Consider the following 25631-nt stretch of genomic DNA (forward strand, 5'->3'; position numbering starts at 1 on the left):
TACGTGATCGCCGGAAGCCTCGAGCGCCTGCGCGAGACGCTCGCCTGGGTCGCGCAGCGCGTGCCGTTCTACCGCGATCGCTTCGAGGCCGCCGGCGTCGACCCGGCGCGGATCGATCCCGACGCGCTGCGCCGCATCCCGGTGCTGCGCAAGGCCGATCTCGTGCGCAGCCAGCGCGAGCAGCCGCCGTTCGGCAACCTGCTCGCGGTCGGACGCGAGGAGTTCGCGAGCATCCACACCTCGCCGGGTCCGATCTTCATCCCGCGCATCGCCGCGGAGCGCGGCGGCACGCCGGCGCTGGTCGAGGAGATCGCGGCGATGGGCGTGCGCCGCGGCGAGGTCGCGCACGTCACGCTGAACTACCACCTGATGCCCGGCGGGCTGCGTCTGCACCGCGCGTTCGAGGAGTACGGCTGCCTGGTGATCAACGGCGGCGTCGGCAACACCGAGATGCAGATCCAGGTCGCGCGCGCCTACGGCGCGAGCGTGTACGCCGGCACGCCGAGCTTCCTGCGCCAGATCGGCGTGGTCGCGCGCGAGCAGGGCCTCGACCCGCGGCGCGACCTGTCCTACCGCCTCGGCTTCTCGACCGCCGAGAAGCTCACGCCCGAGCTGCGCGAAGAGCTCGGCGAGACGTTCGGCATCGAGCTCTTCGACCACATCGGCGAGGCGCAGATCGGACCGGTCGCCGGCGAGTGCAAGGCGCACCAGGGCATGCACCTCTCGGCGAACGACCTGTTCTTCGAGTTCCTCGATCCCGCGACCGGCGAGCCCGCGAAGCCCGGCGGCGTCGGCGAGCTGATCGCGACCCACCTCGGGCCGCGCGCGCTGCCGCTCGTACGCTACGCGCCCGGCGACGCCTACAAGCTGCGCGAGGGCGACTGCCCGTGCGGCAATCCGGCGCCGCGCGTCGACTTCTTCGGGCAGGTCGGCGCGATCCGCAAGATCAAGGGCGTGCTGATCCACCCGATCGCGGTCGCGGACTACCTGGCGCGCTTTCCCGGCACCGGACGCTTCCAGGTCGTCGTCGAGCAGCGCCCGGGCGAGAGCTTCGAGCGCGCGACGCTGCGGGTCGGCGTGCGCGACGCGGCGCTCGTCGGCAGCGACGCGGGACGCGAGCTCGCCGGGCGCATCGCCGCGAACGTCAAGGGCGCGCTGCTGATCCAGATGGACGTCGAGCTGTGCGCCGAGGACGACGTCCCCGCGGAGGCCGCAGGCCCGGCGTTCACGCGCGCCATCGTGACCAAGGGCAAGGACGCCGCCTAGCGCGCCGCGAAGGAGAGGAGCGAGATGCCGTCCGCGCTGCGCATGCCCCCCGCCGATCAGCCGCTGTTCGATCCCGAGGTGCAGACCATGCCGCGCGAGGCGCTGCGTCGGCTGCAGGAGGAGCGCCTGCGTCGGCAGATCGAGCGCACCTTCGCGCAGCCGATCCCGCTCTTTCGCCGTCACCTCGAGGCCGCCGGCATCCGCGATCCGCGCGACGTCGCGACGCTCGACGACCTCGCGCGCATCCCGACGCTGAACAAGAACCACCTGCGCGAGAGCGAGGCGCAGACGCCGCCGTTCGGCGACTACCGCGGCTCGGCGCCCGAGACGTGGGTGCGCATCGGCCAGACGACCGGCTCGTCGGGACGCCCGACGCTGATCGTGTGGACCGAGAAGGATCTCGCGGTGGACTACGCGGCGTCGGCGCGCGCGCGCTGGCGCTGGGGGCTCAGGCCCGGGATGAAGTTCGCGCACGCGCACCCCTACGGGCTCTACGCGGGCGGCTGGCACATGTGCCACGGCGTCGAGGCGATGGGCTGCCTCGACATCCCGAGCGGTCCGCCGGCGAGCGAGGAGCACATGCAGCGCGTGATCCGGCTGTGGCGGCGCCTGCAGCCCGACATGTATCGCCTGTTCGGCAACGCCGGCGTCAAGTACTACGAGGCCGCGCAGCGCATGGGCATCGATCCCGAGCGCGAGCTCAACTTCAAGAAGGCCGGCGACCATCCGTCGTCGCAGTTCGACGCCGTGTCGGCCGGGCTCGAGGCGCTCGGCATGCTGGGCTCGCAGTGCGCCGAGAAGGACGGCGCGCACCTGTGCGAGGACCTGGTGGTCGTCGACGTGATCGACCGCCGCACCGGCAAGCCGGTCGGCAATCGCGAGCGCGGCAACCTGGTCGTGACGATCCTCGAGAAGGACAACTTCCTGCTGCGCTACGACCTCGAGGACCTGGTCACGCTGAACCTCGATCCGTGCCCGTGCGGCGAGACGCACCGGCGGCTGTTCTACGACGGCCGCGTGAGCGATGCGGTGCCGATCGCGACCGACGACGGGCGCGTCAAGGAGATCCTGCCGATCGACGCCGCGCTGCTGCTGTACGAGTTCCCGGAGCTCGTGACGCCGTCGGTCGAGTACCAGCTCGTGCGCGCGAAGTCGGGGACGCCGGAGCGCGCGCTGCGGGTGCGCGTCGAGGTCGCGAGCGAGGACGCGGCCACGGTCGCGGCGCTGCGCACGCGCATCGTCGAGCGCTTCGCCGAGCGGCTCGGCATCGTGGCCGACGTCGAGATGCTGCCGCGCGGCGCGCTACCGCGCTTCGACTACAAGGCCGCGCGCGTCGTGAGCGCGTGAGGGAGCGGCGAGCGCGCCATGCGGCCAGCGCCGTTCCCCACCGCCGAGGAGATCATCACCAGCCGCGCGCGCCGCGAGCCGATGCGCGCCGCGCTCGAGTGGCACCACCGCAGCGTGCTGCTCGGGCGTCTCGCGGATCTGACCGCGGCGAAGGCGAGCGCGCTGCGCGCGAGCGTCCCGGCGGGCGCCGCGGTCGCGCAGGTGATGAGCAGCTCTCCGGGGCTGGTCGCGGCGACGCTCAGCATCTGGCGGGCGGGCTGCACGGCGGTGCCGCTCGACGCGCGGCTCGCGCCGAGCGAGCTCGCACGCCGCTTCCGGCACTCGCGGGTGCGCTGCGTGATCGCGCACGAGGAGCACGTCGAGCGGGTCGAGGAGGCGCTGCGGCTGGTCGGCTCCGAGGCCGTCGTGCTCGTGTCGCGCGGCACGGAGCTGCTGCCCGCGGGGCGTCCCGGGCGGCCGCGCGCGGTGCCGAAGCGCGCCTCGCGCGACGACGACGGCGGGCGCGGCCGCGACAACGAGATCGCGTTCCACGCTTACGCGAGTGACGCCGGCGGCGAGCTGCGCGCGATCGTGCTCAGCCACGCGAACGTCGTCGCGAGCGCGCTGCGGGTGAGCGGCGGCCGCGGCGACGGTCCCGACGACGTCGTGCTCGCGACGCACCCGCTGCACGACGTCGCGGGCTTCGTCGCGGAAGTCCTGTCGCGCCTCATCTCCGGCGGCTCCGCGTCGCTGCTCGGACGCGCGGACGTCGACGCGGCGCTCGCCGCGATCGAGGACCATCGCGTCACCGACCTCTCGCTGTCGAGCGAGCTCGTGAGCCTGCTGCTCGAGCGCCGCCGCCTGCCGCGGCGCGCGATCCGCAGCGTGAAGAAGATCCTGCTGCGCAACGTGCGCCTGCCGCTGACCGTCAAGCGCGAGCTCGCGGACCGCTTCCCCGACGCCGAGCTGATCCAGTCCTACGGCCACCCGGAGACCACCGACGGCATCCTGATGGCGCGCCACGACGCGCTATTTCGCAAGCCGGACACGCTCGGCAAGCCGCACCCCGGGCTCGTGGTCGGCGTCGCCGACCCGACGGGGCGGATGCTGCGTCCCGGCGAGCGCGGCGAGATCGTCTGCCGCGGCTCGGTCGTGATGCGCGGCTACCTGCGCGCGCCGCGGCTCACGCGGCAGGTGCTGCGGGACGGCTGGCTGCACACCGGCGATCTGGGCTACATCGACGAGGAAGGCGAGCTGCTGCTCGCTGGCCGGGTGACGCGCGCGACGGCGGACGTCGCGCCGAGCTCCCGGTCGCGCGTCGGCGGACGCGCGCAGCAACTGTGAGGACCATGAGCGACCAGCGACAGACCACCAACGGCAAGCGCCCCGCGCCCTTCGCGGGCATCACCGTGCTCGACTTCAGCCATCAGGCGGCCGGCCCCTGGGCCACGACCCTGCTCGGCGATCTCGGCGCCAACGTCATCAAGATCGAGAAGCCCGGCCGCGGCGACGCGATCCGCTACGCGCAGGGCCAGGACACTTTCGAGATCGGCAGCCTCAACTTCTGGGGCCTGAACCGCTCGAAGCGCGGCATCACGCTCGACTTCATGACCGACGAGGGACGCGAGCTCGTGAAGCGCCTCGCCGCGCGCGCCGACGTCGTGCTCGAGAACTTCCGCCCCGGCGTGATGGACCGCCACGGCATCGGCTACGACGTGCTGTCGGCGATCAACCCGCGCCTGATCTACTGCGCGATCACCGCCTTCGGCCACGAAGGGCCCATGAAGGACAAGCCCGGCATGGATCTCATCCTGCAGGCGACGGGCGGAATCATGGGCTTGACGGGGGAGGGCGGCGACCGTCCGCCGGTCAAGGCGGCGCCGCCGGTCGCGGACATCTCGACCGGCATCTACGCGGCGTACGCGGTCGCCGCGGCGCTGTACGAGCGCGAGCGCTCCGGCAAGGGGCAGAAGATCGACATCTCGATGCTCGACGCCGTGATCTCGCTGCTCTCCGACGTCGCGCTCAAGGTGCGGGTCGACGGCAAGGACTTCGAGCCGTTCGGCAGCGGCCACCCGGACATCGTGCCGTACCAGGCGTTCAAGGCGAGCGACGGCTACTTCATCGTCGCCTGCCTGACCAACGCCTTCTGGAAGCGCCTGCCCGCGGCGATCGGTCACCCGGAGCTGCTCGAGGACCCGCGCTTCACGCGCATGGGCGACCGCGTCAAGAACAAGCAAGCGCTGATCGACATCCTGAACGACATCTTCGCGAAGGACACCGTCGCGAGCTGGATCGCGCGCATCGAGGCGGCCGACATCCCGACCTGCAAGGTGAACAGCGTGCGCGAGGTCTTCGAGATGCCGCAGACGCAGGTGAACCAGGCGCTGGTCAAGGTGCCGCACCCGACGCGCGGCGAGATCGAGATCCTGAACACGCCGGTCCGCATGCAGGGCAGCCCGGGCGCGGTGACGCGCGGCGCGCCGACGCTCGGCCAGCACACGGACGAGGTGCTCGAGGAGTTCGGCGTCTCGGCGGACGAGCGCGCGCGGCTGCGCGAGCAGGGCGTGATCTAGGTCCGGCATGCCCGAGTTCCAGTACGTCCGCTACGGCGTCGAGGACGGCATCGCGCTCCTCCTCTGGAACCGTCCGGAGGCGAAGAACGCGATGCTCCCGGAGATGAACGACGAGGCCGGCGAGGCCCTGCGGCTCGCCGCGGCGGATCCGTCGGTGCGCGCGCTCGTGCTCTCCGGCGTCGGCGACGCGTTCTCGGCGGGCGCGGACCTCAAGCTGATGGGGCGCGCCGACCGCCTCGGCCGCACCGCGATCGTCGGCCACCAGCGCGGCAAGCACGGGATCGAGCGCACGCAGCAGATCCTCGACTTCCCGAAGCCGACGATCGCCGCGGTGCACGGTCCGGCCGCGGGGATGGCGTGCGCGTGGGCGCTCGCCTGCGACATCGTGGTCGCCGATCCGTCGGCGCGCTTTCACTTCAGCTTCGTGCGCGTCGGCTTCGTCACCGACTGCGGGACGAGCTGGCTGCTCGTGCGCCGCGTCGGCATGGGGCAGGCGAAGCGCGCGGTGCTGACCGGCGATCCGGTGCTCGCCGACGAGGCGCTGCGCATCGGGCTCGTCGACGAGCTCGCGCCGGCGGGCGAGGACGTCGAGCGCGCCAAGGCGCTCGCGCGCAAGATCGCCGCGCAGCCGCCGCTCGCGGTCGCCAACGCGCGCCGCATCCTCGAGTACGCGGCGCGCTCGAGCTTCGCCGACGCCGCCGAGATGGAGGCCTGGACGCAGGGCGCGCTCGGCGAGACCGAGGACCACAAGGAGGCGGTGCGCGCCTTCGCCGAGAAGCGGCCGCCGAAGTTCACCGGGGCATGACGGACCTCGCGCGCGAGCACGATCCGGCCGAGCGTGCGCTGCGAGAGGACGTCCCGCGCGCGCGCACGCTGGCGGCGTTCCTCGCCGACCGTGCGGCGCGCTTCGGCCCGCGCGAGGCGGTGATCGGCGGCGAGACGCGCTGGACGTACGACGAGCTCGCGCGTCGAGCGGTCGCCGCAGCCGAAGGCCTGCGCGCGCTCGGCGTCGGACCGGGCACGCGGCTCGGCGTGCTCCTGCCGAACTGGCCGGAGTTCTTCGCGACCGTGTTCGGCGCGTCGGCGCTCGGCGCGGTCTCGGTGTGCCTCAACACCATGGCGACGCCCAACGAGCTCGCCTTCTACCTGCGCCACGCCGAGGTCACGCACCTCGTCTACACGCCGCGCTTTCTGAAGCACGACTACCAGGCGACGCTCGACGAGCTCGCGCGCGACGCGGAGCGTCCGCTGCGGCTCGAGGCGCGCGTCGCGGTGGCGCCCGACGGCGTCACGCCGGCGGGCGCGCGCGACTGGCGCGACGTCGTGCGTCCCGCGCCGGGCGACGCGGTGGCGCGCCTGCGCGAGCTCGACGCCGCCTCGCCGGACGACGTCGCGGTGCTCTTCTTCACCTCGGGCTCGACCGCGCAGCCGAAGGCGGTGCTGCACGCGCACCGCGCGCTCACGCACCAGGCCTGGGTCGCGAGCGCGGCCTTCGGCCTCGAGGAGAGCGACCGTGCCTGGGGCGCGCTGCCGATGTTCTTCGCGGGCGGCTTCGTCATCATCGCGCTGGTGAGCTTCGCCCGCGGCGGCGCGCTGGTCTTGCAGGACCACTTCGAAGCCGGGCGCGCGCTCGACCTGATGGAGCGCGAGCGCATCACGTTCTACGCCGGCTGGCAGCTCGCGCCGGCGCTGGTCGAGCACGAGAGCTTCCCGCGCCGCAAGCTCGCGCTGCGCAAGGGGATCTACACGAGCAGCCCCGCCGCGGAGAAGCTGCTCGCGCCCGACCACGTGACGGTCGGCGCGTACGGGCTCAGCGAGACCGCGACGGTGGTCTGCCTCGCGCGCACGACGGATCCGCCGGAGCTGCGCCGGCGGGGCTTCGGTCGTCCTTTGCCCGGCGTCGAGATGCGGGTCGTCGACCCGGAGACGCGCGCGCCGCGGGCGCCCGGCGAGGTCGGCGAGCTGCTCGTGCGCGGTCCGTCGCTGATGCTCGGCTACCTCGGCGTCCCGCGCGAGGAGGCGTTCGACGCCGAAGGCTTCTTCCGCACGGGCGACTACGGCCGCTTCGACGAGAGCGGCACGCTGCGCTTCGACGGACGCCTGAAGGAGGTCATCAAGACGGCGGGCGTGAACGTCGCCGCGGCGGAGGTCGAGGCCTGCCTCGCGCGCGCGCCAGGCGTGGCCGCGGCCTACGTGGTGCCGGTGCCGCACCCGGTGCGCGGCGAGAACCCGGCCGCCTTCGTCGTGCCCAAGGCGGGCGTTGTGCTTGACGCCGCCGAGCTGCTCGCGCACTGCAAGCGCGAGATGGCCTCGTACAAGGTGCCGCGTCACCTGTTCCTGCTGCCGGCCGACGAGGTGCCGCGCACCGGCACGCAGAAGGTCGACAAGCCGCGGCTGCGGCGCGAGGCGGCGGCGCGCGCCGGCGGGCCGGACGACCTCGCGGCGCGGCTCGGGGCGTCGAGCTGACCCGCGCCGTGTCGCCGGTCGCTGGGGCCGCGGCGGCGCTGCTGCTCGCGCTCGCGGGCGCGACGCACGCCGCGACGTCCGCCACCGCGCCGTCTCCGACACCTGCGTCGTCTCCCGCGCGCGTGTCGTCTCCGGCAGCTATGGCCTCGCCCGCCGCGAGCGTCGGCCCCGAGGTTGCGGCGCTCGTCGACGGCACGCCCGTCGCGATCGCCGAGGTGGATCAGCGCTGCGGCGAGAAGTGCGCGCGCCTGCGCTTCGAGCTCGACGAGCTGCGCCGCGCGACGCTCGCGACGCTGGTCGACGAGACGCTGCTCGAGCTGGCTCCGCAGCCGACGCCCACGCCGCAGCCGGTCGAGGAGAAGGACGTCGACGCGGCGCTCGCGAGCTTCGCCGCCGAGCTCACGGGACCGCCCGAGCGCGACCGCGCCGCGGTGCGCTTCTACCTCGAGCGCGAGCGGCGCCGGGCGCGCGACGCGGAGCTCCTCGCCGCGCAGCGCGGTCGAACGCCGCCCGAGGTGCGCGACGACGTGCTCGTCCGCGGCGGCGATCCGGAAGACGTCGTGGCGGAGATCGGCGAACGGAAGATCCTGCGGCGCGACGTCGAGGCGCGCGCCGCGCTGCCGATCTATCGGCTCGAGGGCGAGCTCTCGCGCGAGCGTCGACGCCAGCTCGACGAGCTGCTCGACGAGCTCCTGTGGCGAGACGCGGCCGCGGAGCGCGGCCTGACGATCGAGTCGCTGCGCGGGGAGATCCGCGCGCAGGCGCCGCCGGTGACCGACGCGGACATCGAGCGCCACTTCGAGCGCGAGGTCCGCGCGCGCAATTCGAAGGCCGAGTTCCATCCCGAGCGCATCCGGCCGTACCTCGAGTTCCGCCGCCGACACGCCGCGGAGGAAAGCTTTCTCCTCCAGCAGCGCGACCAGCGCCGCGTGACGGTCGTGCTGCGCGAGCCCGAGCCGCCGCGCATCGAGCTGCCGCCGGGGCCCGGTGGCTTCCTCGGGGCGGAGAAGCCGCGCGTGCGCGTCGTATTCTTGACGAGCTACCGCGGCGAGCCGAGCCGCCGCGCCTGGAAGATCGCGCGCGAGCTCGTGCGCGAGCCCGACGTCGCGCTCGGCGTCCGGCCGCTCCTGCCGCAGTGGGATCCGGAGGGCACGCTCGCGGCGGCGGCGGTGCGCTGCGCCGCCGCGCAGAGCCGCTTCCAGGAGATGCAGGACGCGGTCGCGAGCGCGCCGTCGCTGCCGACGCGTGAAGACGTTCTCGTACGGGCAGGTGAGCTGAAGCTCGACGAGGCGGCGTTCGCAGCCTGCCTCGACGACCCGGCGACGCAGGCGGCGATCGCGGCGGACAGCGCCGCAGCCGAGCGCTACGGCATCGTCGAGCCGCCGGTCTTCCTGGTGAACGGGCGCGTGCTCGGCGGCAACGTCGGGCCCGAGCGCTTGCGCGCGCTGGTCGACGAAGCGCGCCTCAGCGCGCCTTCCACACCGGCTTCCGCTTCTCCATGAAGGCGCGCGGACCCTCGGCGTGGTCCTCGCTCTGCTCGACGACCTCGAGGTAGCCGGCCGCGATTTCCTCCGCCTGCTCGATCGGCAGGCCGAGGCCGCGCAGGATCGCCATCTTCGTGCCCCACACGGCGAGCGGCGCGTTCTCGCAGACCATCGCCGCGAGCTCCCGGGCGCGCGGCATCAGCTGCTCGTGCGGCACGACCTCGGTGACCAGCCCGACCTGCAGCGCGCGCTCGGCGCTCATGCGCTCCTTCGCGCCGAGCAGCGCCATCCGCAGCGCGACCGCGACCGGAACGCGGCGCGCCATGTTGACCATCTCGTGCGACGAGACGTAGCCGATCGACACGTGTGAATCGAAAAATTGCGCACGCTCGGACGCGATCGGGATGTCGGCCTCGGTGACCAGATCGAGCGTGACGCCGTTCACGAGCCCGTTCACGGCGGCGATCACCGGCTTCATCACGCCCATGCGCCGCGGCGTCGGCAGCGCGCGGATCGTGTCGATCATCGCGAGCTCGCGCCAGCGGTCGGGCTTCTTGAAGCCGCCCGAGTCGAGTGCCTCGACGTCGGCGCCGCTCGAGAACGCGCGCCCCTCGCCGGTGACGATCGCGCACCAGATGTCGGGATCGTCCTTGACGATGGTCCACGCGGCGCGCAGGTCGTCCTTCATCTGCTGGTTCATCGCGTTGAGACGCTCGGGGCGGTTGAGCGTGATCGTCGCGACGCGACCTTCGATCTCGAAGCGGACGGTTGCGAACTCGGGCATGACGTACCTCGCGCGCCGGTTGCGCTCGCGGCGCTACCAGGAGATCCCCAGCGCTTGTAGCTCGCGCTGCTGGCGCTCGGCGAGCCGCGCGAGGTAGCCGTCGGTCGCGGCGCGGACCGCTTGCGTGGCGGGCGTGGAGGCCGGCCGGTCCCCGAGCCAGGCGACGACGCGGCTCACCTCGCCGCGCAGCGTCCGGGCGTGCTCTGCGACGACGTCGAGCGCGGTGGTCGCGACGTCGCAGCGCGCGTCCTCGAGGGCGCGCGCGACGGTCGCGCAGAGCTCGCGGGCGTCGGGCTCGTCGCGCAGCGCCTGCAGCACGGTCTCGAGCGTCGCGCGCAGGTCGGCGTGCTCTTCGGCGAAGGCGAGGTGCGCGCGTGTCCAGGTCTTCTTGCAGTACTCGAGGACGACGCTCGCATACATCGCCTGCTCGGCGAGGAACGGCTGGTCGGCGAGCGCGGGAACGACGTCGTTCACGAGCAGGCGCTGCACGCCGCTCAGGATGTCGGCGAGGTCCGGACGCGTCACTTCACTCCTCCTGCGCGTGCGACGCCGAGCAGATCGAGCAGCTCGGTCGAGAGCCGTCCGAGCAGCAGGCCGACGATCGGCAGGGTCGGGTCGGCGCTGCGGGCGTCGCAGCAGCTGCGCACGCCGGTCAACGAGATGGCCGCCATCTTGACGGTGCCGAGCACCTGGTAGAAGTGCACCCGCTCGCGGTCGACCTTCGTGCCCGAGATCTGCTCGTAGCGGGCGAGCATCTCCTCCGTGCTCTCGAGCCCGCCCGCGCGTCCCTCGCACGACCAGTAGGGCATCGTCGCCCAGCCGAGGTCCTCGTGCGGATCGCCGAAGTGCGCCATCTCCCAGTCGAGCATGGCGGTGATGCTGCCGTCGGGCAGGTGCAGGTAGTTGCCGCTGCGGTAGTCGCCGTGCACGAGCGTCGTGCGCTCGGTGGCGGGCAGGTTGCGCTCGAGCCAGGCGAGGCCGCGCTCGAGGATCGGGTGCGGCTCGACGCGGTCCTGCTCGTAGATCTGCCGCCAGTGCGCGACCGCGCGCCGCGCCGCCTCGGTCCCCGGACCCGGGTCGTCGAGAATGTCGAGGACGCGGCTCTTCCAGTCCGCGCCGTGGATGCGCGCCAGGATGGCGACGAAGTCGGCGGCGGTGCGCGCGCGCATCTCCGCGGGATACGCGGCCGGGAAGGTCGGCGGCGTCGGCATGCCCTCGACGCGCTCCATGACGAAGAACGGACGCTCGAGCGGCTCGGGCGAGAGCTCGAGCCAGCAGACCTTCGGCACCGGGATGCCGAGCGCGCCCGCCGCTTCGAGCACGCGGTACTCGAGCGTGCGGTCCGACTCGAGGACGCTCGCGACCGGATCGCGGCGCAGCACGTAGCCGCGTCGCACCTCGCGCCCGTCCTCGCTCCAGAGCGCGTCGAAGAGATACGTCTCGCGCGAGGCGCCGCCGCTCTTGCGCGCGAGCCCCTCGACGCGCACGTCGGTGCCGAGCTTTTCCTTGAGATAGACCTGCAGTCTGTCCGCGAGCGACATCGCCGTCAGGCGTAGCACGACGCCGATGGCGCGTGGAGCGGGCGCGTCAAGCGTCGTGGTCCGCGAGGAAGCGGGCGATGGCGCGCGCCACCGCGTCCGGCTGCTCGGCGTGCAGGCTGTGCGTCGCGTCGGCGATCTCGACGCCGACGCCGTGCGGCAAGCGCGCGACCAGCTCGGCGTGCTCCTCGCGCGACAGGATGCTCGAGTGCTCGCCGCGCAGCACCAGCGTCGGCACCTCGACGCGGCGCAGACGCTCGCCGAAATCGGCGAGCGGGCTCGGGCCGGGACGCGGCTGCTGGTGCATCTGCCAGTGGAACTTCGAGGTCCAGCCGCCGTCGGCCGTCGGCTTGAAGCTGTGCCGCGCGAGGTAGAGCCGGATCTCTTCCGGGACGCGGTGCGGCGCAGGGTAGGGCTGGAAGCGGCGCATCGCGTTCTCGAGCGAGGAGTAGCGGATCTGCGGGATGCGGCTCAGCGCGCGGCGGGCGCGCAGCAGCGTCGGGCTCGTGGGGTTCAGCGGGACGTCGAGCAGCACGACGCGCTCGATCGGCACGTTGCGCCGCGTCGTGAGGTGCACGGCGAGGAAGCCGCCCTGCGAGTGTCCGACCACCGTCCACGGCTCGCGCGCGAGCGTGCGCATCGCTTCCTCGATGTCGAGCAGGTCGCGCTCCCAGCCGTAGCGCGCGGGATCGGTCCAGTCGCTGTCGCCGTGGCCGCGGCGGTCGAGCGCGAAAGGGCGCGCGTGCTGCGCGAGCGCGGGCGCGACCAGATCCCACCAGCGGGCGTGCGCCATGCCGCCGTGCAGGAGGAGGAGCGGCGGTCGCGGATCGCTGCCGTCGCGGTCGTCGCCCGCGTGATCGAGGACGTGCAGGCGCACGCCGTCGATTGTCAGGACGCGCGCGCGCCCGGGTGGAGGATCGGGCGGCAGCAACCGTGCGAGGACGTCAGTAGCGCGGCACGGTCGGGTCGACGAACAGCGACCAGGCGTCGATGCCGCCGGTGAGGTTCATCACCCGCGTGAAACCCTGATGCTCGAGGAAGCCCGCGACGTGCGCGCTGCGCATGCCGTGGTGGCAGACGACGACGATCTCGCGCTCGGGATCGAGCTCGCCGAGCCGCGCCGGGATCTCCTGCATCGGGATGTGCACCGCGCCGGGCAGGCTCGCGATCGCGACCTCCTCGTGCTCGCGCACGTCGAGCACGAGCGGCGCGTCGCCGGCATCGATGCGGGCCTTCAAATCACGGACGCTGAGCTCGCCGGGCATGCTCCCGAGCTAGCGCGCCGAGCCCCGTTCGACAAGCGACCCCGCCGTGATACCGGTCAGACGGTGCAGTCCGACGCCAGCAACGCTCCGCCGCGCGAGGGCAACGCCGCTTCCCGCTTGCCGCACGTCGTGATCGTCGGCGCGGGCTTCGGCGGCCTGCGCGCGGCGCAGCGTCTCGGGCGCGCAGACGTGCGCGTCACCGTGCTCGACCGCCGCAACCACCACCTGTTCCAGCCGCTGCTCTACCAGGTGGCGAGCGCCGGGCTGAACCCGAGCGACATCGCCGTGCCGATCCGGCGGATCCTGCGTCGCCAGCGCAACACCACGGTGCTGCTCGCCGAGGTGCAGGGGATCGATCTCGAGAGAAAGCGCGTGCTGCTCTCCGAGGGCGAGGTCGCGTACGACTACCTGATCCTCGCGCCCGGGGCGACGGACAACTACTTCGGCCACGACGAGTGGGCGGAGCACGCGCCGAGCCTCAAGTCGCTCGACGAGGCGCTGCAGATCCGCGACCGCGTGCTGATGGCCTTCGAGGCCGCCGAGCGCGAGGACGACCCGCAGCGGCGCGCGGACTGGCTGACGTTCGTCGTCATCGGCGCGGGCCCGACGGGGGTCGAGCTCGCGGGCGCGCTCACCGAGATCGCGCGCCACACGCTGGCGCGCGACTTCCGGCGCTTCGATCCGCGTCAGGCGCGCGTGCTGCTGCTCGAGGGCGGGCCGCGCGTCCTGCCGACCTACAGCGAGCGCAGCTCGGCGAGCGCGCAGCGTCAGCTCGAGTCGATCGGCGTCGAGGTGCGCACCTCGACCATGGTGACCGGCATCGAGCCCGAGGGCGTGCGCGTCGGCGACGAGCTGATCCGCGCGCGCACCGTGCTCTGGGCCGCGGGCGTCAAGGCGTCGCCGCTGCTCGAGTCGCTCGGCGTGCCGCTCGAGCGCGGCGGGCGCGTGCGCGTCGAGCGCGACCTCTCGCTGCCTGGCCATCCGGAGGTCTTCGTCGTCGGCGACGCGGTCGCGTTCGAGCAGGACGGCGCGCTCGTGCCGGGCGTCGCGCCGGCTGCGATGCAGCAGGGCGACCACGCGGCGCGCAACGTTCTGCGGCTCGTCGCCCGTCAGCCGACGGCGCCGTTCCGCTACGTCGACAAGGGATCGCTCGCGACCATCGGCCGCGCCAAGGCGGTCGCCGAGATCGGCCGCGTGCGCCTCTCGGGGCTCGTCGCCTGGCTCGCCTGGCTCGGGATCCACATTTTCTTCTTGATCGGCTTCCGCAATCGCCTGCTGGTGCTCTTCGAGTGGGCGTGGGCGTACGTCACCTACCAGCGCGGCGCGCGGCTGATCACCGAGCGCGTGTACGAGCACTGGCAGGCGCTGTGGGCGCCGGACGAGAAGCCTCCGGCGAAGGAGCCGGCCGCGGACGAAGCCGCGGCGCGCGCGCCGCTCGGCAGCCGCGCCTGACGGGCGTCAGACGTCGAGGTCCTGCGCGCCGACGCCGACCGCGCGCTCCATGATGAGCTGGAAGCGCGGCGCCACGTCGCGACCCATCAGCGTCTGGATCATCTGGTCGGTGGCGGCGGCGTCGTCGATGGTGACGCGCAGCAGCGTGCGCTTCTTCGGGTCGAGCGTCGTCTCCTTGAGCGTCGCCGGGTTCATCTCGCCCAGACCCTTGAAGCGCTGCACCTGCGGCGTCGCGCGACCTTTGTGCTTGGCGATGATCTCGTCCTTCTCGACGTCGTCGCGCGCCCAGTAGGTCTCCTTGCCGATGTCGATGCGGTAGAGCGGCGGCACCGCGAGGTAGAGGTAGCCGCCGCGGATCAGCTCCGGCAGGTGACGGTAGAAGAACGTCATCAGCAGGGTCGCGATGTGGTTGCCGTCGGAGTCGGCGTCCATCAGCAGGCAGATCTTGTGGTAGCGCAGCTTCGAGACGTCGAAGTCCTTGCCGATGCCGCAGCCGAGCGCCTTGACGATGTCGGAAAGCTCGTTGTTCGACAGCACCTTGCTCATCGACGCCTGCTCGGTGTTCAGCACCTTGCCGCGCAACGGCAGGATCGCCTGGAAGTGACGGTCGCGACCCTGCTTCGCCGAGCCACCGGCGGAGTCGCCCTCGACCAGGAACAGCTCGGACTCCTCGGGATCGGTCGACGTGCAGTCGGCGAGCTTGCCGGGCAGGTTGAGGCGGTGCGAGACGGCGGTCTTGCGCGTGACCTCCTTGGCCGCCGCGCGCGACGCCGTGCGCGCGCGCGCCGCGAGCACGACGCGCGAGGCGATCGCGTCCGCCGACGAGCGGTTGCCGTTCAGCCAGTTCTCGAGCGCGCTGCGCACGAAGCCGTCGACGGCGGGCGTGAGCTCGGGGTTGTTGAGCCGCTCCTTGGTCTGACCCTGGAACTGCGGGTTCGGGATGAAGCACGACAGCAGCCCGACCACGCCCTCGCGCACGTCCTCGGCGGCGATCTGCAGCCCGCGCGGGATCTGGTTGTGGATCTCGAGGTAGTTGCGGACGGCCTTGACCATGCCGCTCTTGAGGCCGTTCTCGTGCGTGCCGCCGGCGCTCGTCGGGATGCTGTTGACGAACGACGAGAAGCTCTCGTTCGTGTCCTCGGTCCAGGCGAGCGCGCACTCGATGTGCAAGCCGTCGCCGTCGCGCGAGGCGTGGAAGATCTCCGCGGGCACGCGCTTGCGGCCGCTCGCGGCGAGCAGCTTCTCGAGGTAAGCGCGGATGCCGTCCTCGTAGTGCCAGGTGTGCGACTGCTTCCGCAGCCGGTCCTCGAAGACGACGGTCAGGCCCTTGTGCAGGTAGGCCTTCGCCTCGAGGCGCTCGGCGATCAGATCCGGGTCGAGCTTGATCGACGGGAAGATCTGCGCGTCGGGGTGGAACTCGATCGTCGTGCCGGTGCCGCGCGCCGGACGCAGCTTCTTGAGCTTGCTCGTCGCGACGCCGCGCGAGAAGGTCTGCTCCCACTCGGCGCCGTCGCGCTTGACGCGCACCACCATGCGGTCCGACAGCGCCGTCACCACCGACGCGCCGACGCCGTGCAGACCGCCCGAGTGGTAGTAGTTCTTCGACTCGAACTTGCCGCCCGCGTGCAGCGTCGTGAGGATCAGCTCGAGCGCCGGCTTGCGGTACTTCGCGTGCATGTCGACCGGGATGCCGCGCCCGTTGTCCTCGACGGTGACGGTCTCGCCGTCCTCGTGCAGCGTGACGGCGATCCGGTCGCAGTGGCCGTTCATCGCCTCGTCGACCGAGTTGTCGACGATCTCCCACAGCAGGTGGTGCAGGCCGGCCGACTCGACCGAGCCGATGTACATGCCGGGACGCTTCCGGACCGGCTCCAGGCCCTCGAGTACGGTGATGTCCTTGGCCGTGTAGTTCGACGCCACGCCGCCCCCCGCCGCCTTCGCTGCGCGCTTGGTACGGACGTCGCTCCGGGCTGTCAAGCCACGGCGTCCGGCCTTCTTACCGCGCGTCGGCAAAGCGCCTCGGGGAGAGCAGCGACGTGTCGAACGCGTCGCTGCGGCCGTGCACGATGAGGTCGGCGGCGATGCGGCCGATCATCGGGCTGGTCTCGATCCCGCAGCCGCCCTGGCCCGCGAGCCAGAAGAAGCCGGGCAGCTTCGGGTCCTCGCCGACGACGTGCACGCGGTCGGGTGCGAAGGTGCGCAGCCCGGACCAGCGCCGCTTGAGCGTGCGCGGCCGCAGCGCCGGCGCGAGACGCGCGAAGCGCTCGATGCCCTCGGCGATCACCGTGTCGTCGGGCGTCGCGTCGCACGGCTCCATCGCGTCCTCGTCCATCGGGCTCATCATCAGGTCGCCCGCTTCCGGCGCGAAGTAGATCCCGTGCGCGTCGCTCGTGATGAGCGGCCAGTCGCCGAGCGCGACGCCGTCGGGCGGCGGGAAGACGACGATCGTGCGGCGGTGCGGGACGAGCGGGATCGGCGACGCGCCCGCCATGCGCGCGATCGTTCCCGCCCAGGCGCCCGCCGCGTCGACCACGAGACGCGCGCGCAGCGTGCCCTCGGCGGTCACGACGCCGCGGCAGCGTCCGCTCTCGACCAGCACGTCCTTCACCTCGACGCCGAGCCGCTGCTCGACGCCGCGGCGCCGCGCGTGACGCAGGTAGCTCGACAGGATCTCGTGCACGTCGAGCCGGCCGTCGTCGGCGACGAGCACGCCGCCCGCGATCTCGTTCGGGTCGACGTAGGGCACGCGCTCGAGCACCTCGGCGACCGAGAGCAGCGCGAAGGGCAGGCCGGACGCACGCAGCCGCGGCTCGGCCTCGCGCACCGCGCTCCACTGCGGCTCCGGATAGACGTTGATCACCGCCGTGCGCTTGAGCAGCGGGCTCTCCGCGAAGCCCGGCGGCGGGTCGCGGAAGAAGGGTGCGCTCGCGACCTTGATCGCGAGCAGCGTCGGGTTCGAGTCCATCGAGTTCAGCGTCGCCGCGCTGCGCCCGGTCGAGTGGTAGGCGAGGCTCTGCTCGCGCTCGAGCAGCAGCACGTCGGTGCAGCCGCGCTCGGCGAGGAAGTAGGCGAGAGAGGCGCCGGCGATGCCGCTGCCGACGATGATCACCTCGCGCTCACGAGGGGTGGACATCGGCGGTCAGCGTAGCAGAGCGGGGTGACGGGGCGCAGAACGCCGCGAGGCGGCGCAGAGCCGGGCGGCGTCCGGCGGAGGCCGCGGCGACGCGGCGCGATCGGCGACGCCACCTGCGCCGCCACCTGCGCCGTCATCCGTTCTTCGCGCGGCACGCTGGCGGGCGCGCGGCGCGCACCTGTACTAGAGCCGCGTGGCGCGGGCGACGGATCGGAGCGAGCGGGCGCGGCGCGGGCGCGAGGGGCGCGGCCGCGGCGCGCACGAGCGCAAGCGCGTCGCCGAGCGGCGTGCGGCGCCTGTGGCGAGCGCGCGCACGCGCGCGTCCGAAGCCGAGGGACCGCACGTGCCGTGCCCGCACTTCCCGGCCTGCGTCGGCTGTCCGCTGGTCGGCACGCCGTACCCCGCGCAGCTCGCGGCCAAGGACGCGACGCTGCGCGACGCGCTCGCGCGCCAGCATCTGCACGTGACGCGCGTCGAGCCCGCCGTCGGCAGCCCGCGCGCGTTTGGCTACCGCAACCACGCGAAGCTCGTCTTTCGCTCGCGCAGGGCGCCGCACGGCGCGCGCGAGGTCGTGCTCGGCGTCTACCGACCGGGCACCCACAGCGTCGCGCCGGCGGACGGCTGCATCGTCCACCACCGTCTCCTGCAGCCGGTGCTGCGCGTGCTGCGGCGCGAGGTCGAGCGGCTCGAGATCCCGATCTTCGACGAGCGCGTGCGCACCGGCGCGCTGCGCTACGCGCTGGCGCGCGCCTCGAGCGCGCAGGGCGCGGTGCACCTGACGCTGGTCTCCGCGATCTCCGACCCGCCGCAGCTCCGCGAGCTGATCGCGCGGCTGCGGCGCGAGCTGCCGACGCTCGCCGCGGGCTTCCTGTGCGTCAATCCAACGCCGGGCAACGTGCTGCTGACGTCGGACATCCGTCGTCTGTTCGGGCCGCCCGCGCTGCTCGAGCGCTTCGGCGACGTCGAGCTCGAGAGCCGCCCGGATGCCTTTCTGCAGGCGAACGCCGCGGTCGCGTCACGCATCTACGCGACCGTGCGCAGCTGGCTCGCGCCGCGTCCGGACGACGTCGCGCTCGACCTCTACTGCGGCGTCGGCGGCATCGCGCTGCACCTCGCGCCGGCGCTGCGCCGCGTGCTCGGCATCGAGGGGCAGCCGTCGGCGGTCGACTGCGCGACGTCGAGCGCGCGCCGCAGGAGGGTCGCGAACGCCGAGTTCGTCGCGGCGCCGGTCGAGGACACGCTGCGCATCGCGGGCGAGCGCGGGCTCACGAGCCCGACGCTGGTCGCGGTCAATCCGCCGCGCAAGGGGCTCACGGCGCAGGTCGTGGAGGTGGTCGCGCAGCTCGCGCCGCGCAAGATCGCGTACGTCTCGTGCGACCCGACGTCGCTGGCGCGCGACCTCGCGCTGCTCACCGCGCGCGGCTACGGCGTCGAGCGCGTGCGCGCGTTCGACATGCTGCCGCAGACGCCGCACGTCGAGGCGGTGGCGCTGCTCGAGCGGCGCGACGCTCCCTAGCGAGCTCGCTCGTCCCTCGAGCCGTCGTCCGCTCGCGCCGATCGCGTGCGCGGCGACCTGGAGAGACCCGCGACGCGCTTGCGTGCGCTGCCGCGTCGTGAGAAGCGAGCCGGCCGTGGCGAACAAGCAGATCTGCGAATCCGCGCGCGACGCCGTGGCCGACGTCCACGACGGCGCCTCGATCCTCGTGCACAGCTTCGGCCCGCCGCAGGCGTGGCCGACCGACTGCCTGCTGGCGCTCGCCGAGCGCGGGGTCCGCGACCTGACGGTCGTGTGCAACACGCCCGCGGGCGGCCCGACGTCGCTCAACGTGCTCGCCGACAAGAAGCAGATCCGCAAGCTGATCTGCTCCTACGTCGCGTCGCCGTCGCTGACGACGCCGATCGCCGAGCAGGTGAAGGCGGGCGAGATCGAGCTCGAGATGGTCCCGCAGGGGACGCTGATCGAGCGCGTGCGCGCGGGCGGCTCCGGGCTCGCGGGCTTCTTCACGCCGACCGGCGTGGGCACCGAGGTCGAGCGCGGCAAGGAGGTGCGGGAGTTCGACGGCAAGCGCTACGTCTTCGAGCGCGCGATCCGCACCGACTTCGCGCTGGTCAAGGCGTACCAGGCGGACGGCGCCGGCAACCTCACGTACCGGCGCGGCGCGCGCAACTTCGGCCCGTGGATGGCGGCCGCGGCGAAGACGACGATCGCCGAGGTGCACGAGATCGTGCCGACCGGAACGCTCGATCCCGAGGCGGTGGTGACGCCCGGCATCTTCGTCGACCGCATCGTCAAGACGACGACGCACATCGACGTCGGCGTCCTGCGCCAGATCCTGCAGCTCGTCGGGCGGCAGAACAACATGGAGGGACGCGCGGTGCGCGACGGCGGTCCGACGGGTCTGCCCGCCGACCTGATGGCGATGCGCGCGGCGGCGCTGCTGCGCGAGGGCGAGTACGTGAACCTCGGCATCGGTCTGCCGACGCTGGTGTCGAACTACGTCGCGGGACGCGGCGTCACGCTGCACAGCGAGAACGGCATCCTCGGCTACGGCGGCTTCCCGGAGGAAGGGCAGGAGGACGTCGATCTCTACAACGCGAGCGGTCAGCTCGTGACGCCGCTGCCCGAGACCTCGTACTTCGACTCCACCGTGTCGTTCGCGATGGCGCGCAGCGGGCGCGTGTCGACGATCATCCTCGGCGCGTTCCAGGTGGCGCAGAACGGCGACCTCGCGAACTGGAGCCTGCCGTCGGGCGGCGGCGGCATCGGCGGCGCGATGGACCTCGCCGCGGGGGGCGCGCGCGTGATCGCGCTCTGCTACCAGCTCGAGCGCAACGGCCGCTCGAAGCTGGTCGACAAGCTCACCTATCCGCCGACGGCGCTCGGCTGCGTCAAGGCGGTGGTCACGGACCTCGCGTACTTCGACATCGACGCGGACGGATTCCTGCTGCGCGAGCTCGCGCCCGGCGTGACGGTCGACGACGTCAAGGCGGCGACCGCAGCACCGCTGCGGGTCGCGCGCGACGTCAAGGAGATGGAGTTCGCCTGACCGCCGCCGCGCTCGCTCGAGCGCGGCCACGGGTACGTGCGGCGCGCCGTCGTGCCCACGGTCGAGGTCTCGGCGAGCGCCGCGCGCGCGGCGGCGTCCGCGTCACCAGAGCTGGTCGGTGTAGCGGTCCGTGCCCACCACCGTCGGCAGCCACGGCGACGCGAACACGACCTGCCCGAGCCCGGTCTTCTCGAGCTCCGCTGCGTAGTCGCGGAAGCGCTGCCAGGACGACGCCGCCGGGCCGTCGAGGAACCAGAGCTGCATGTCGAGTCGGTCGGTGTTCTCGACGAGCGGGATCGACATCGGCGCCTTGCCCTGCGGCACCGGCGACCAGGTCGAGCACATCGCGGCGTCGGAGCCTTGCAGGAAGCGGGGCAGGAGGTCGCCGCGCAGCCACCGGTCGAGCTGGTCCTGCGCGACGCCCTCGCGGCGCAGCACGGCGATGGTCGCGAGACCCGGGAAGCGGTGGTCGAGCGCGAGCGCGAGCGGCACCGGATCGGCGTCGCGGTAGTGCACCCAGTCGAGGTGGTACATCAGCGTGTGCACGTGCGTGCGCTGCTCGAAGCCGCGGCCGTTGCGGTAGAGCCAGTGCGCCTGCTCGTTGCCCCAGGCGCGGTAGTCGTCGAAGCGTCCCTGCTGGATCCAGTACATCGCGACGTACGACCCCGCGCGCACCGTCGGCTTGGCGATCGGGCTGTCCTCGGGAAAGCGCAGGTTCTTGAGGTCGCGCGTCGCCACCCAGCGCGCGCCGGCGAACAGCCACGGGCCGATCAGGCAGCCGGCGTAGAAGTGGTCGCGCTCGTACCAGCGGTTGTACGCCACCTCGTGGCCCGGGTGCGGGTCGACCATCGTCAGCAGCATGCTGCCGACCTCGACCGGATGATCGTTCGACGTCTCCATCGCGCTCACCACGGGGTCTCGAGATCGCCCTTGCGCAAGCGCTGCGCGATCAGGATCTGCTGCACCTCCGACGAGCCGTCGTAGATGCGCACCACGCGCGCGTCGCGCCAGATGCGGTCGAGCATGTACTCGCCGCGGATGTAGCCGTAGCCGCCGAGCATCTGGATCGCGTCGTCGACCGTCTGCCAGAGCGCCTCGCCGCAGAAGTACTTCGCGGTCGACGACTCGCGGATCGCCGGGCTGCCGCGGTCGATGAGCCAGGCGCTGCGGTAGACGAGCATGCGCGCGGCCTCCGTGCGCGCGCTCATCTGCGCGAGGCGGAAGGCGAGCGCCTGGTGGTCGAGCAGCGGCTTGCCGAAGGTCTGGCGCGCCTCGCCGTGCTCGATCGCGAGCTCCATCGCCTTCTGCGCGGCGCCGACCGAGCGCGCCGACAGCATCGTGCGTCCCTCGGACAGCGAGCGCTTCGCGATGTCGAAGCCCTTGCCTTCCTCGCCGAGCAGCGCGCTCGCGGGGATGCGGCAGTCCTCGAACACCAGCTCGCAGATCGCCGAGCCCTTGTGGCCGAGCGTGTCGAACACCTGGCCGATCTGGAAGCCCGGCGTGTCGGTGTCGACGATGAACGCGGTGATGCCCTTCGGCGCGCGCGCGAAGACCACCGCGTGGTGCGCGTACGGCGCGTTGGTGATGAAGATCTTGCGGCCGTTCAGCACCCAGTGGTCGCCGTCGCGCTCGGCGCGGGTCTGCAGGTTGCCGGCGTCGGAGCCGGCGCCGGGCTCGGTGAGCGCGAAGCAGCCGAGCCACTCGCCGGTCGCCATCTTCGGCAGGTAGCGCTCCTTCTGCTCCTTGGTGCCGAAGAGGTTGATGCCGGTGCAGCCGATGCCGGTATGCACGCTGATGTAGCTCGCGAGGCCCCAGGGACCGCGGCCGAGCATCTCGTGCACGAGCGCCTTCTGCACGACCGTGAGGCCGAGGCCGCCGTACTCGGGCGCGATCGACAGCCCGAACAGCCCGAGCTCGCGCGCGCGCTCGAGCACGGTGTCGGGCAGGCGGTCGGTTCGCTCGATCTCCTGCCAGACCGGGTTGACGACCTCCTCGACGAACTCGCGAACCGTGTCGCGAAGCTGGCGTTCCTCGTCGCTGAGAGTGAAGTCCATGCGGGATCTCCTCGTTCGGCACCGGTCGGTGCGCGCACGCGCGCCGACGCGGCAGTCCTAGCGGAGCGGCCCCGCGAGGCAAAGCGAGGGGGCGCGCGCGCAGCCGGATTGGTCCGAGCGCGCGGAGGGCTACTGCGCGAGCGGCGCGTTCAGACGGTCGTCCTCGACGCCCGCGACCAGCGGCGAGCGCTCGATCGCGGCGCGCTCGCCCTTCGGCAGCGACAGGACGACCAGCGGCAGCATGTCGTAGGTCCGCACGACGCGGTGCGGGACGTCGGCGATCGAGCTCAGGAACTCCTCGCGCGTCCGCGCGACGGCGCTCTTGTAGACCTCCGAGTCCGGTGCCGCGCCGGCGGGCGCCTCGAAGCGCAGGCGGACGATCACCTGGGCTTCGTCCGCTCGGCTCGCGTCGTCGGCGCGCTTCATCGTGCCCGGCGCCGGATTCTCGGCGCGGCCCGAAGGCGAGTCGACGGCGTCCGGCGGCGCTCCCACCGGCGGCGCGTCACAGGCGACCAGCGCGAGCGCGAGCAGGGCGCCGTGCACGGCGCGCACGAAGGACCTCATTCGGCACGCAGCGCGCTCGGCACGCCGCGCTTGACGACCTTGTAGCCCTTGCCCGCGCGGTGCGCGGCCGGGAAGTCGTCGGGCGCGACCGTGCGCTCGGGGCCGCCCTCGATCCCGATGACGAGCTTCGTGCGCGGCGGCGGCACGACCGCGCCCACGACGCGGTCCTGCGGATCGAGCCGCATCAGGATGACGCCGCGACCCGCGCCCGAGAGCTCCGCCGCCTCCTCGACCGGGAAGCGCAGGCCCTTGCCGCTGCGCGCGAGGCAGAAGACCTCCGGCCCCTCGACGCCGGTGACCGCGACCAGCTCGTCGCCGTCCGCGACACGCGCGAAGCGACGCCCGGCGCGGGTCGTCACCGAGAGGTCGGGCGTGGTGCGGAAGCCGTAGCCCGCGGCCGAGACGACGAGCAGCGGCCGGGCCTCCTCGGTGAGCTCGATGACCTCGCCGCCGTCGAAGAGGTCGCCCTGGCCGCGCTTGCCGCTGCGCTTGCCGCCGTCCTCGTCCTTGCCGTTGCCCGCGGGCGGGGCGGGCACGAGCAGCGAGGCGACGACGCGCTCGCCGTCGCCGAACTTGAACATCGACTGCACGGGCTCGCCGTAGCCGGTCGTCGCCGGCACGTCGGTCACCGGCATCACGTAGAGCACGCCCTTGCTCGAGAACAGCGCGATGCGGTCGCGCGTGCTGCCCTGGTGGATCGCCCACAGCGCGTCGCCCTCGCGCAGCCGCGCGCTCGACGGATCCTTGAGCTCGCGCACGCGCCGGATCCAGCCGTCGCGCGACAGCAGCACCGTCGCCTCCTCGTGCACGATGTAGGCGTTCGGATCGTAGGCGAGCTCCTCGCGGCCGCTCGCCGACACCACGGTGCGGCGCTTGTCGCCGTATTTATTCTTGATGTCGGTGATCTCGCCGCGGATCAGCTTCCAGCGCTCGGCGGGCTTCTTCAGCAGCCGCTCGACCTCGGCGAGGCGCTTCTGCTTCTCCTCGCGCTCGCTGCGGATCTTGTCGATCTCGAGGCGCGCGAGCTGGTAGAGGCGCAGCTCGAGGATCGCGTCGACCTGCTCCTCGTCGAGCGAGAAGCGCTTCATCAGCTTGGCCGCCGCGTCGGCGCGGCTCTCGGCCTTGCGGATGATGCGGATCGCCTCGTCGAGGTTGTCGTAGATCTTGATGAAGCCGTCGAGGATGTGCAGGCGCGCGAGCAGCTTGCGCTTCTCGAACTCGAGGCGCCGCGTCACCACCTGCATGCGGAAGTCGAGGAAGTGGCGGCACAGCTCGCGCAGCGACACGCGGCCCGGCTGTCCGACCTGCGAGCTCTCGGTCGGCATCAGGCACGTCAGGTTGACGTTGAAGTTGATCTGCAGGTCGGTGTGCTTGAAGAGGTACGCCATCGCGACCTCGGGCTCGGCGTCGGACTTGAGCTCGAGGACGATGCGCACGTCGGTGGTCGACTCGTCGCGCACGTCGACCACCTGCGGCAGCTTGCGCTCGATGATCAGCGACGCGATCTGCTCGATCACCGACGCCTTGTTGACCGTGTAGGGCACCGAGGTCACGACGACCTGGCGCTTGCCGCGCGGCAGGGTCTCGACCTTGTACTGGCTGCGCAGGCGCAGCGCGCCCTGGCCGGTCTCGTAGACGTTGCGGACCTCGGCCTTGCTCGACAGCAGCTCGCCGCCGGTCGGGAAGTCCGGACCCTTGATGTGCTTGAGCAAGCCCTTCACGTCGATGTCGGGCTCGTCGATCATCGCGACCAGCGCGTCGCACACCTCGGTCAGGTTGTGCGGCGGGATGTTGGTCGCCATGCCGACCGCGATTCCCGTCGAGCCGTTCATCAGCAGCTGCGGAATGCGGCTCGGCAGGACGATCGGCTCCTCGATGGTCGCGTCGTAGTTCGCGCGCCAGTCGACGGTGTCGGAGCCGAGGTCGGCGAGCATCTCCTCGGCGATCGCCGTGAGACGCGCCTCGGTGTAGCGGTAGGCGGCGGGCGCGTCGCCGTCGAGCGAGCCGAAGTTGCCCTCGCCGTGCACGAGCGGGTAGCGCAGCGAGAAGTCCTGCGCCATGCGCACCATCGCATCGTACGCTGCGGTGTCGCCGTGCGGGTGGTACTTGCCGATCACCTCGCCGACGATCTGCGCCGACTTGCGCGGCTTCGCCCCGGCCCCGAGGCGAAGGTTCTGGTACATCGCGTACAGAATTCGCCTCTGCACGGGCTTGAGACCGTCGCGGACGTCGGGCAGCGCGCGCGAGGTGATGACGGAGAGGGCGTAGGCCAGGTAGCGCTGCTCCGCCGCGGTGCGCAGGTCGGCGGCGCTCGTCGGTTGCTCGCTGACGTCGCTCATCCCATCCCCCACCCGGCGAAGGCCGGGAACCTCCTCGGCGGCTTCTAGGCGTTGCGCAGACGTTTCGCCAGCGCAACCGCTCGGTGCATCGCAACGGCCGCGTTGCGCCCCGGCGATGACAAATCGCGGCCATCGGGTTGCGATTGCGTCGCTCCGGGGTGCGAGGGGCAAGCGTTTCGCGGGGTTGTGCGCCGTTCGAACGTGAACGCGGCCGCGTTGCTACGTGTCGCGTGACGACGGCCCGCGCTTTGCACTCGTCGGCGGCGCGGCGTCCGGACGTCGAGCCGTGGGGGAGCGTAGGACGGTGTGGCACGCGGTGGGCCGAAGACGGCGATGA

The 25631-nt window shown here is 72.4% G+C and carries 21 protein-coding genes; 10 read left to right on the plus strand and 11 right to left on the minus strand.

The window, feature by feature from the left end; all coding sequences use genetic code 11:
• Positions 1–3: 3 nt before the first annotated feature.
• The 7 genes from VIS07_16970 to VIS07_17000 all read left to right on the plus strand — a co-directional run bounded on the left by VIS07_16970 (position 4) and on the right by VIS07_17000 (position 9136).
• Positions 4–1266 (plus strand): hypothetical protein, encoded by a 1263-nt coding sequence (locus VIS07_16970; protein HEY8517203.1) that lies wholly within the window; start codon positions 4–6, stop codon positions 1264–1266.
• A 24-nt stretch (positions 1267–1290) separates the two neighbouring features.
• Positions 1291–2613, plus strand: coding sequence for a hypothetical protein (locus VIS07_16975; protein ID HEY8517204.1), 1323 nt, complete (start codon positions 1291–1293; stop codon positions 2611–2613).
• Between the two features lie 18 nt (positions 2614–2631).
• The gene (locus VIS07_16980) at positions 2632–3936 is read left to right on the plus strand and encodes a class I adenylate-forming enzyme family protein (protein ID HEY8517205.1); all 1305 of its coding nucleotides are present in this window, start codon (positions 2632–2634) and stop codon (positions 3934–3936) included.
• A 5-nt stretch (positions 3937–3941) separates the two neighbouring features.
• A complete protein-coding gene (locus tag VIS07_16985) occupies positions 3942–5168 on the plus strand; it encodes a CaiB/BaiF CoA-transferase family protein (protein HEY8517206.1) in 1227 nt (408 codons plus the stop codon).
• Positions 5169–5175: 7 nt separating this feature from the next.
• Complete coding sequence (locus VIS07_16990; GenBank protein HEY8517207.1) at positions 5176–5973, plus strand: enoyl-CoA hydratase/isomerase family protein; 798 nt, start codon at positions 5176–5178, stop codon at positions 5971–5973.
• A complete protein-coding gene (locus VIS07_16995; GenBank protein ID HEY8517208.1) occupies positions 5970–7634 on the plus strand; it encodes a class I adenylate-forming enzyme family protein in 1665 nt (554 codons plus the stop codon). Before VIS07_16990 ends, VIS07_16995 begins: the two co-directional genes overlap by 4 nt.
• A gap of 140 nt (positions 7635–7774) precedes the next feature.
• Positions 7775–9136: a thioredoxin domain-containing protein gene (locus tag VIS07_17000; GenBank protein ID HEY8517209.1), complete on the plus strand. Its 1362-nt coding sequence runs from the start codon at positions 7775–7777 to the stop codon at positions 9134–9136.
• Here VIS07_17000 and VIS07_17005 read toward each other — a convergent pair.
• From VIS07_17005 to VIS07_17025, 5 genes are all read right to left on the minus strand, one after another.
• Positions 9099–9902, minus strand: coding sequence for an enoyl-CoA hydratase-related protein (locus tag VIS07_17005; GenBank protein ID HEY8517210.1), 804 nt, complete (start codon positions 9900–9902; stop codon positions 9099–9101). The two genes, VIS07_17000 and VIS07_17005, sit on opposite strands and share 38 nt — an antisense overlap.
• A 33-nt stretch (positions 9903–9935) precedes the next feature.
• Positions 9936–10427, minus strand: coding sequence for a hypothetical protein (locus VIS07_17010; protein HEY8517211.1), 492 nt, complete (start codon positions 10425–10427; stop codon positions 9936–9938).
• Positions 10424–11461 (minus strand): phosphotransferase family protein, encoded by a 1038-nt coding sequence (locus VIS07_17015; GenBank protein ID HEY8517212.1) that lies wholly within the window; start codon positions 11459–11461, stop codon positions 10424–10426. The genes VIS07_17010 and VIS07_17015 overlap by 4 nt, the downstream gene beginning before the upstream one ends.
• Positions 11462–11489: 28 nt before the next feature.
• The gene (locus VIS07_17020) at positions 11490–12317 is read right to left on the minus strand and encodes an alpha/beta hydrolase (GenBank protein ID HEY8517213.1); all 828 of its coding nucleotides are present in this window, start codon (positions 12315–12317) and stop codon (positions 11490–11492) included.
• Between the two features lie 67 nt (positions 12318–12384).
• Positions 12385–12705 (minus strand): rhodanese-like domain-containing protein, encoded by a 321-nt coding sequence (locus VIS07_17025; protein ID HEY8517214.1) that lies wholly within the window; start codon positions 12703–12705, stop codon positions 12385–12387.
• A gap of 63 nt (positions 12706–12768) precedes the next feature.
• On the opposite strand from VIS07_17025, the gene VIS07_17030 reads away from it, so the two are divergent.
• Positions 12769–14157, plus strand: a complete 1389-nt coding sequence (locus VIS07_17030) for an NAD(P)/FAD-dependent oxidoreductase (protein HEY8517215.1) — start codon at positions 12769–12771, stop codon at positions 14155–14157.
• 6 nt (positions 14158–14163) lie between these two features.
• Here VIS07_17030 and VIS07_17035 read toward each other — a convergent pair whose 3' ends face one another.
• Together VIS07_17035 and VIS07_17040 are read right to left on the minus strand one after the other, a co-directional pair.
• Entirely contained in the window at positions 14164–16077 is a 1914-nt protein-coding gene (locus VIS07_17035) for a DNA topoisomerase IV subunit B (protein HEY8517216.1), read from the minus strand.
• Positions 16078–16153: 76 nt separating this feature from the next.
• Positions 16154–17290: an FAD-binding oxidoreductase gene (locus VIS07_17040; protein ID HEY8517217.1), complete on the minus strand. Its 1137-nt coding sequence runs from the start codon at positions 17288–17290 to the stop codon at positions 16154–16156.
• A 193-nt stretch (positions 17291–17483) separates the two neighbouring features.
• Here VIS07_17040 and rlmD point away from each other — a divergent pair, with 193 nt between their 5' ends.
• Both rlmD and VIS07_17050 read left to right on the plus strand, forming a co-directional pair.
• Positions 17484–18806, plus strand: coding sequence for a 23S rRNA (uracil(1939)-C(5))-methyltransferase RlmD (rlmD, locus tag VIS07_17045; protein HEY8517218.1), 1323 nt, complete (start codon positions 17484–17486; stop codon positions 18804–18806).
• Positions 18807–18921: 115 nt separating this feature from the next.
• Positions 18922–20337, plus strand: coding sequence for a 3-oxoacid CoA-transferase subunit A (locus VIS07_17050; protein HEY8517219.1), 1416 nt, complete (start codon positions 18922–18924; stop codon positions 20335–20337).
• 102 nt (positions 20338–20439) lie between these two features.
• Here the strand turns inward: VIS07_17050 and VIS07_17055 are convergent, their stop codons facing one another.
• From VIS07_17055 to VIS07_17070, 4 genes are all read right to left on the minus strand, one after another.
• Positions 20440–21237 (minus strand): hypothetical protein, encoded by a 798-nt coding sequence (locus VIS07_17055; protein HEY8517220.1) that lies wholly within the window; start codon positions 21235–21237, stop codon positions 20440–20442.
• Between the two features lie 5 nt (positions 21238–21242).
• The gene (locus tag VIS07_17060; protein ID HEY8517221.1) at positions 21243–22391 is read right to left on the minus strand and encodes an acyl-CoA dehydrogenase family protein; all 1149 of its coding nucleotides are present in this window, start codon (positions 22389–22391) and stop codon (positions 21243–21245) included.
• A 129-nt stretch (positions 22392–22520) separates the two neighbouring features.
• A complete protein-coding gene (locus tag VIS07_17065; GenBank protein ID HEY8517222.1) occupies positions 22521–22943 on the minus strand; it encodes a hypothetical protein in 423 nt (140 codons plus the stop codon).
• A gap of 8 nt (positions 22944–22951) precedes the next feature.
• Positions 22952–25294 (minus strand): DNA topoisomerase IV subunit A, encoded by a 2343-nt coding sequence (locus tag VIS07_17070; GenBank protein HEY8517223.1) that lies wholly within the window; start codon positions 25292–25294, stop codon positions 22952–22954.
• Positions 25295–25631: the final 337 nt, after the last annotated feature.

This window comes from Candidatus Binatia bacterium (genome assembly GCA_036563615.1).
Lineage (GTDB): Bacteria > Desulfobacterota > Binatia > UBA12015 > UBA12015 > DATCMB01.

Coding starts and splice junctions, on each gene's coding strand:
- VIS07_16995 (HEY8517208.1), top strand. CDS start 5,970: ATGACGGACCTCGCGCGCGAGCACGATCCGGCCGAGCGTGCGCTGCGA.
- VIS07_16985 (HEY8517206.1), top strand. CDS start 3,942: ATGAGCGACCAGCGACAGACCACCAACGGCAAGCGCCCCGCGCCCTTC.
- VIS07_17055 (HEY8517220.1), bottom strand. CDS start 21,237: ATGGAGACGTCGAACGATCATCCGGTCGAGGTCGGCAGCATGCTGCTG.
- VIS07_17070 (HEY8517223.1), bottom strand. CDS start 25,294: ATGAGCGACGTCAGCGAGCAACCGACGAGCGCCGCCGACCTGCGCACC.
- VIS07_16990 (HEY8517207.1), top strand. CDS start 5,176: ATGCCCGAGTTCCAGTACGTCCGCTACGGCGTCGAGGACGGCATCGCG.
- VIS07_17040 (HEY8517217.1), bottom strand. CDS start 17,290: ATGTCCACCCCTCGTGAGCGCGAGGTGATCATCGTCGGCAGCGGCATC.
- VIS07_17025 (HEY8517214.1), bottom strand. CDS start 12,705: ATGCCCGGCGAGCTCAGCGTCCGTGATTTGAAGGCCCGCATCGATGCC.
- VIS07_16975 (HEY8517204.1), top strand. CDS start 1,291: ATGCCGTCCGCGCTGCGCATGCCCCCCGCCGATCAGCCGCTGTTCGAT.
- VIS07_17060 (HEY8517221.1), bottom strand. CDS start 22,391: ATGGACTTCACTCTCAGCGACGAGGAACGCCAGCTTCGCGACACGGTT.
- VIS07_16980 (HEY8517205.1), top strand. CDS start 2,632: ATGCGGCCAGCGCCGTTCCCCACCGCCGAGGAGATCATCACCAGCCGC.
- VIS07_17000 (HEY8517209.1), top strand. CDS start 7,775: ATGGCCTCGCCCGCCGCGAGCGTCGGCCCCGAGGTTGCGGCGCTCGTC.
- VIS07_17005 (HEY8517210.1), bottom strand. CDS start 9,902: ATGCCCGAGTTCGCAACCGTCCGCTTCGAGATCGAAGGTCGCGTCGCG.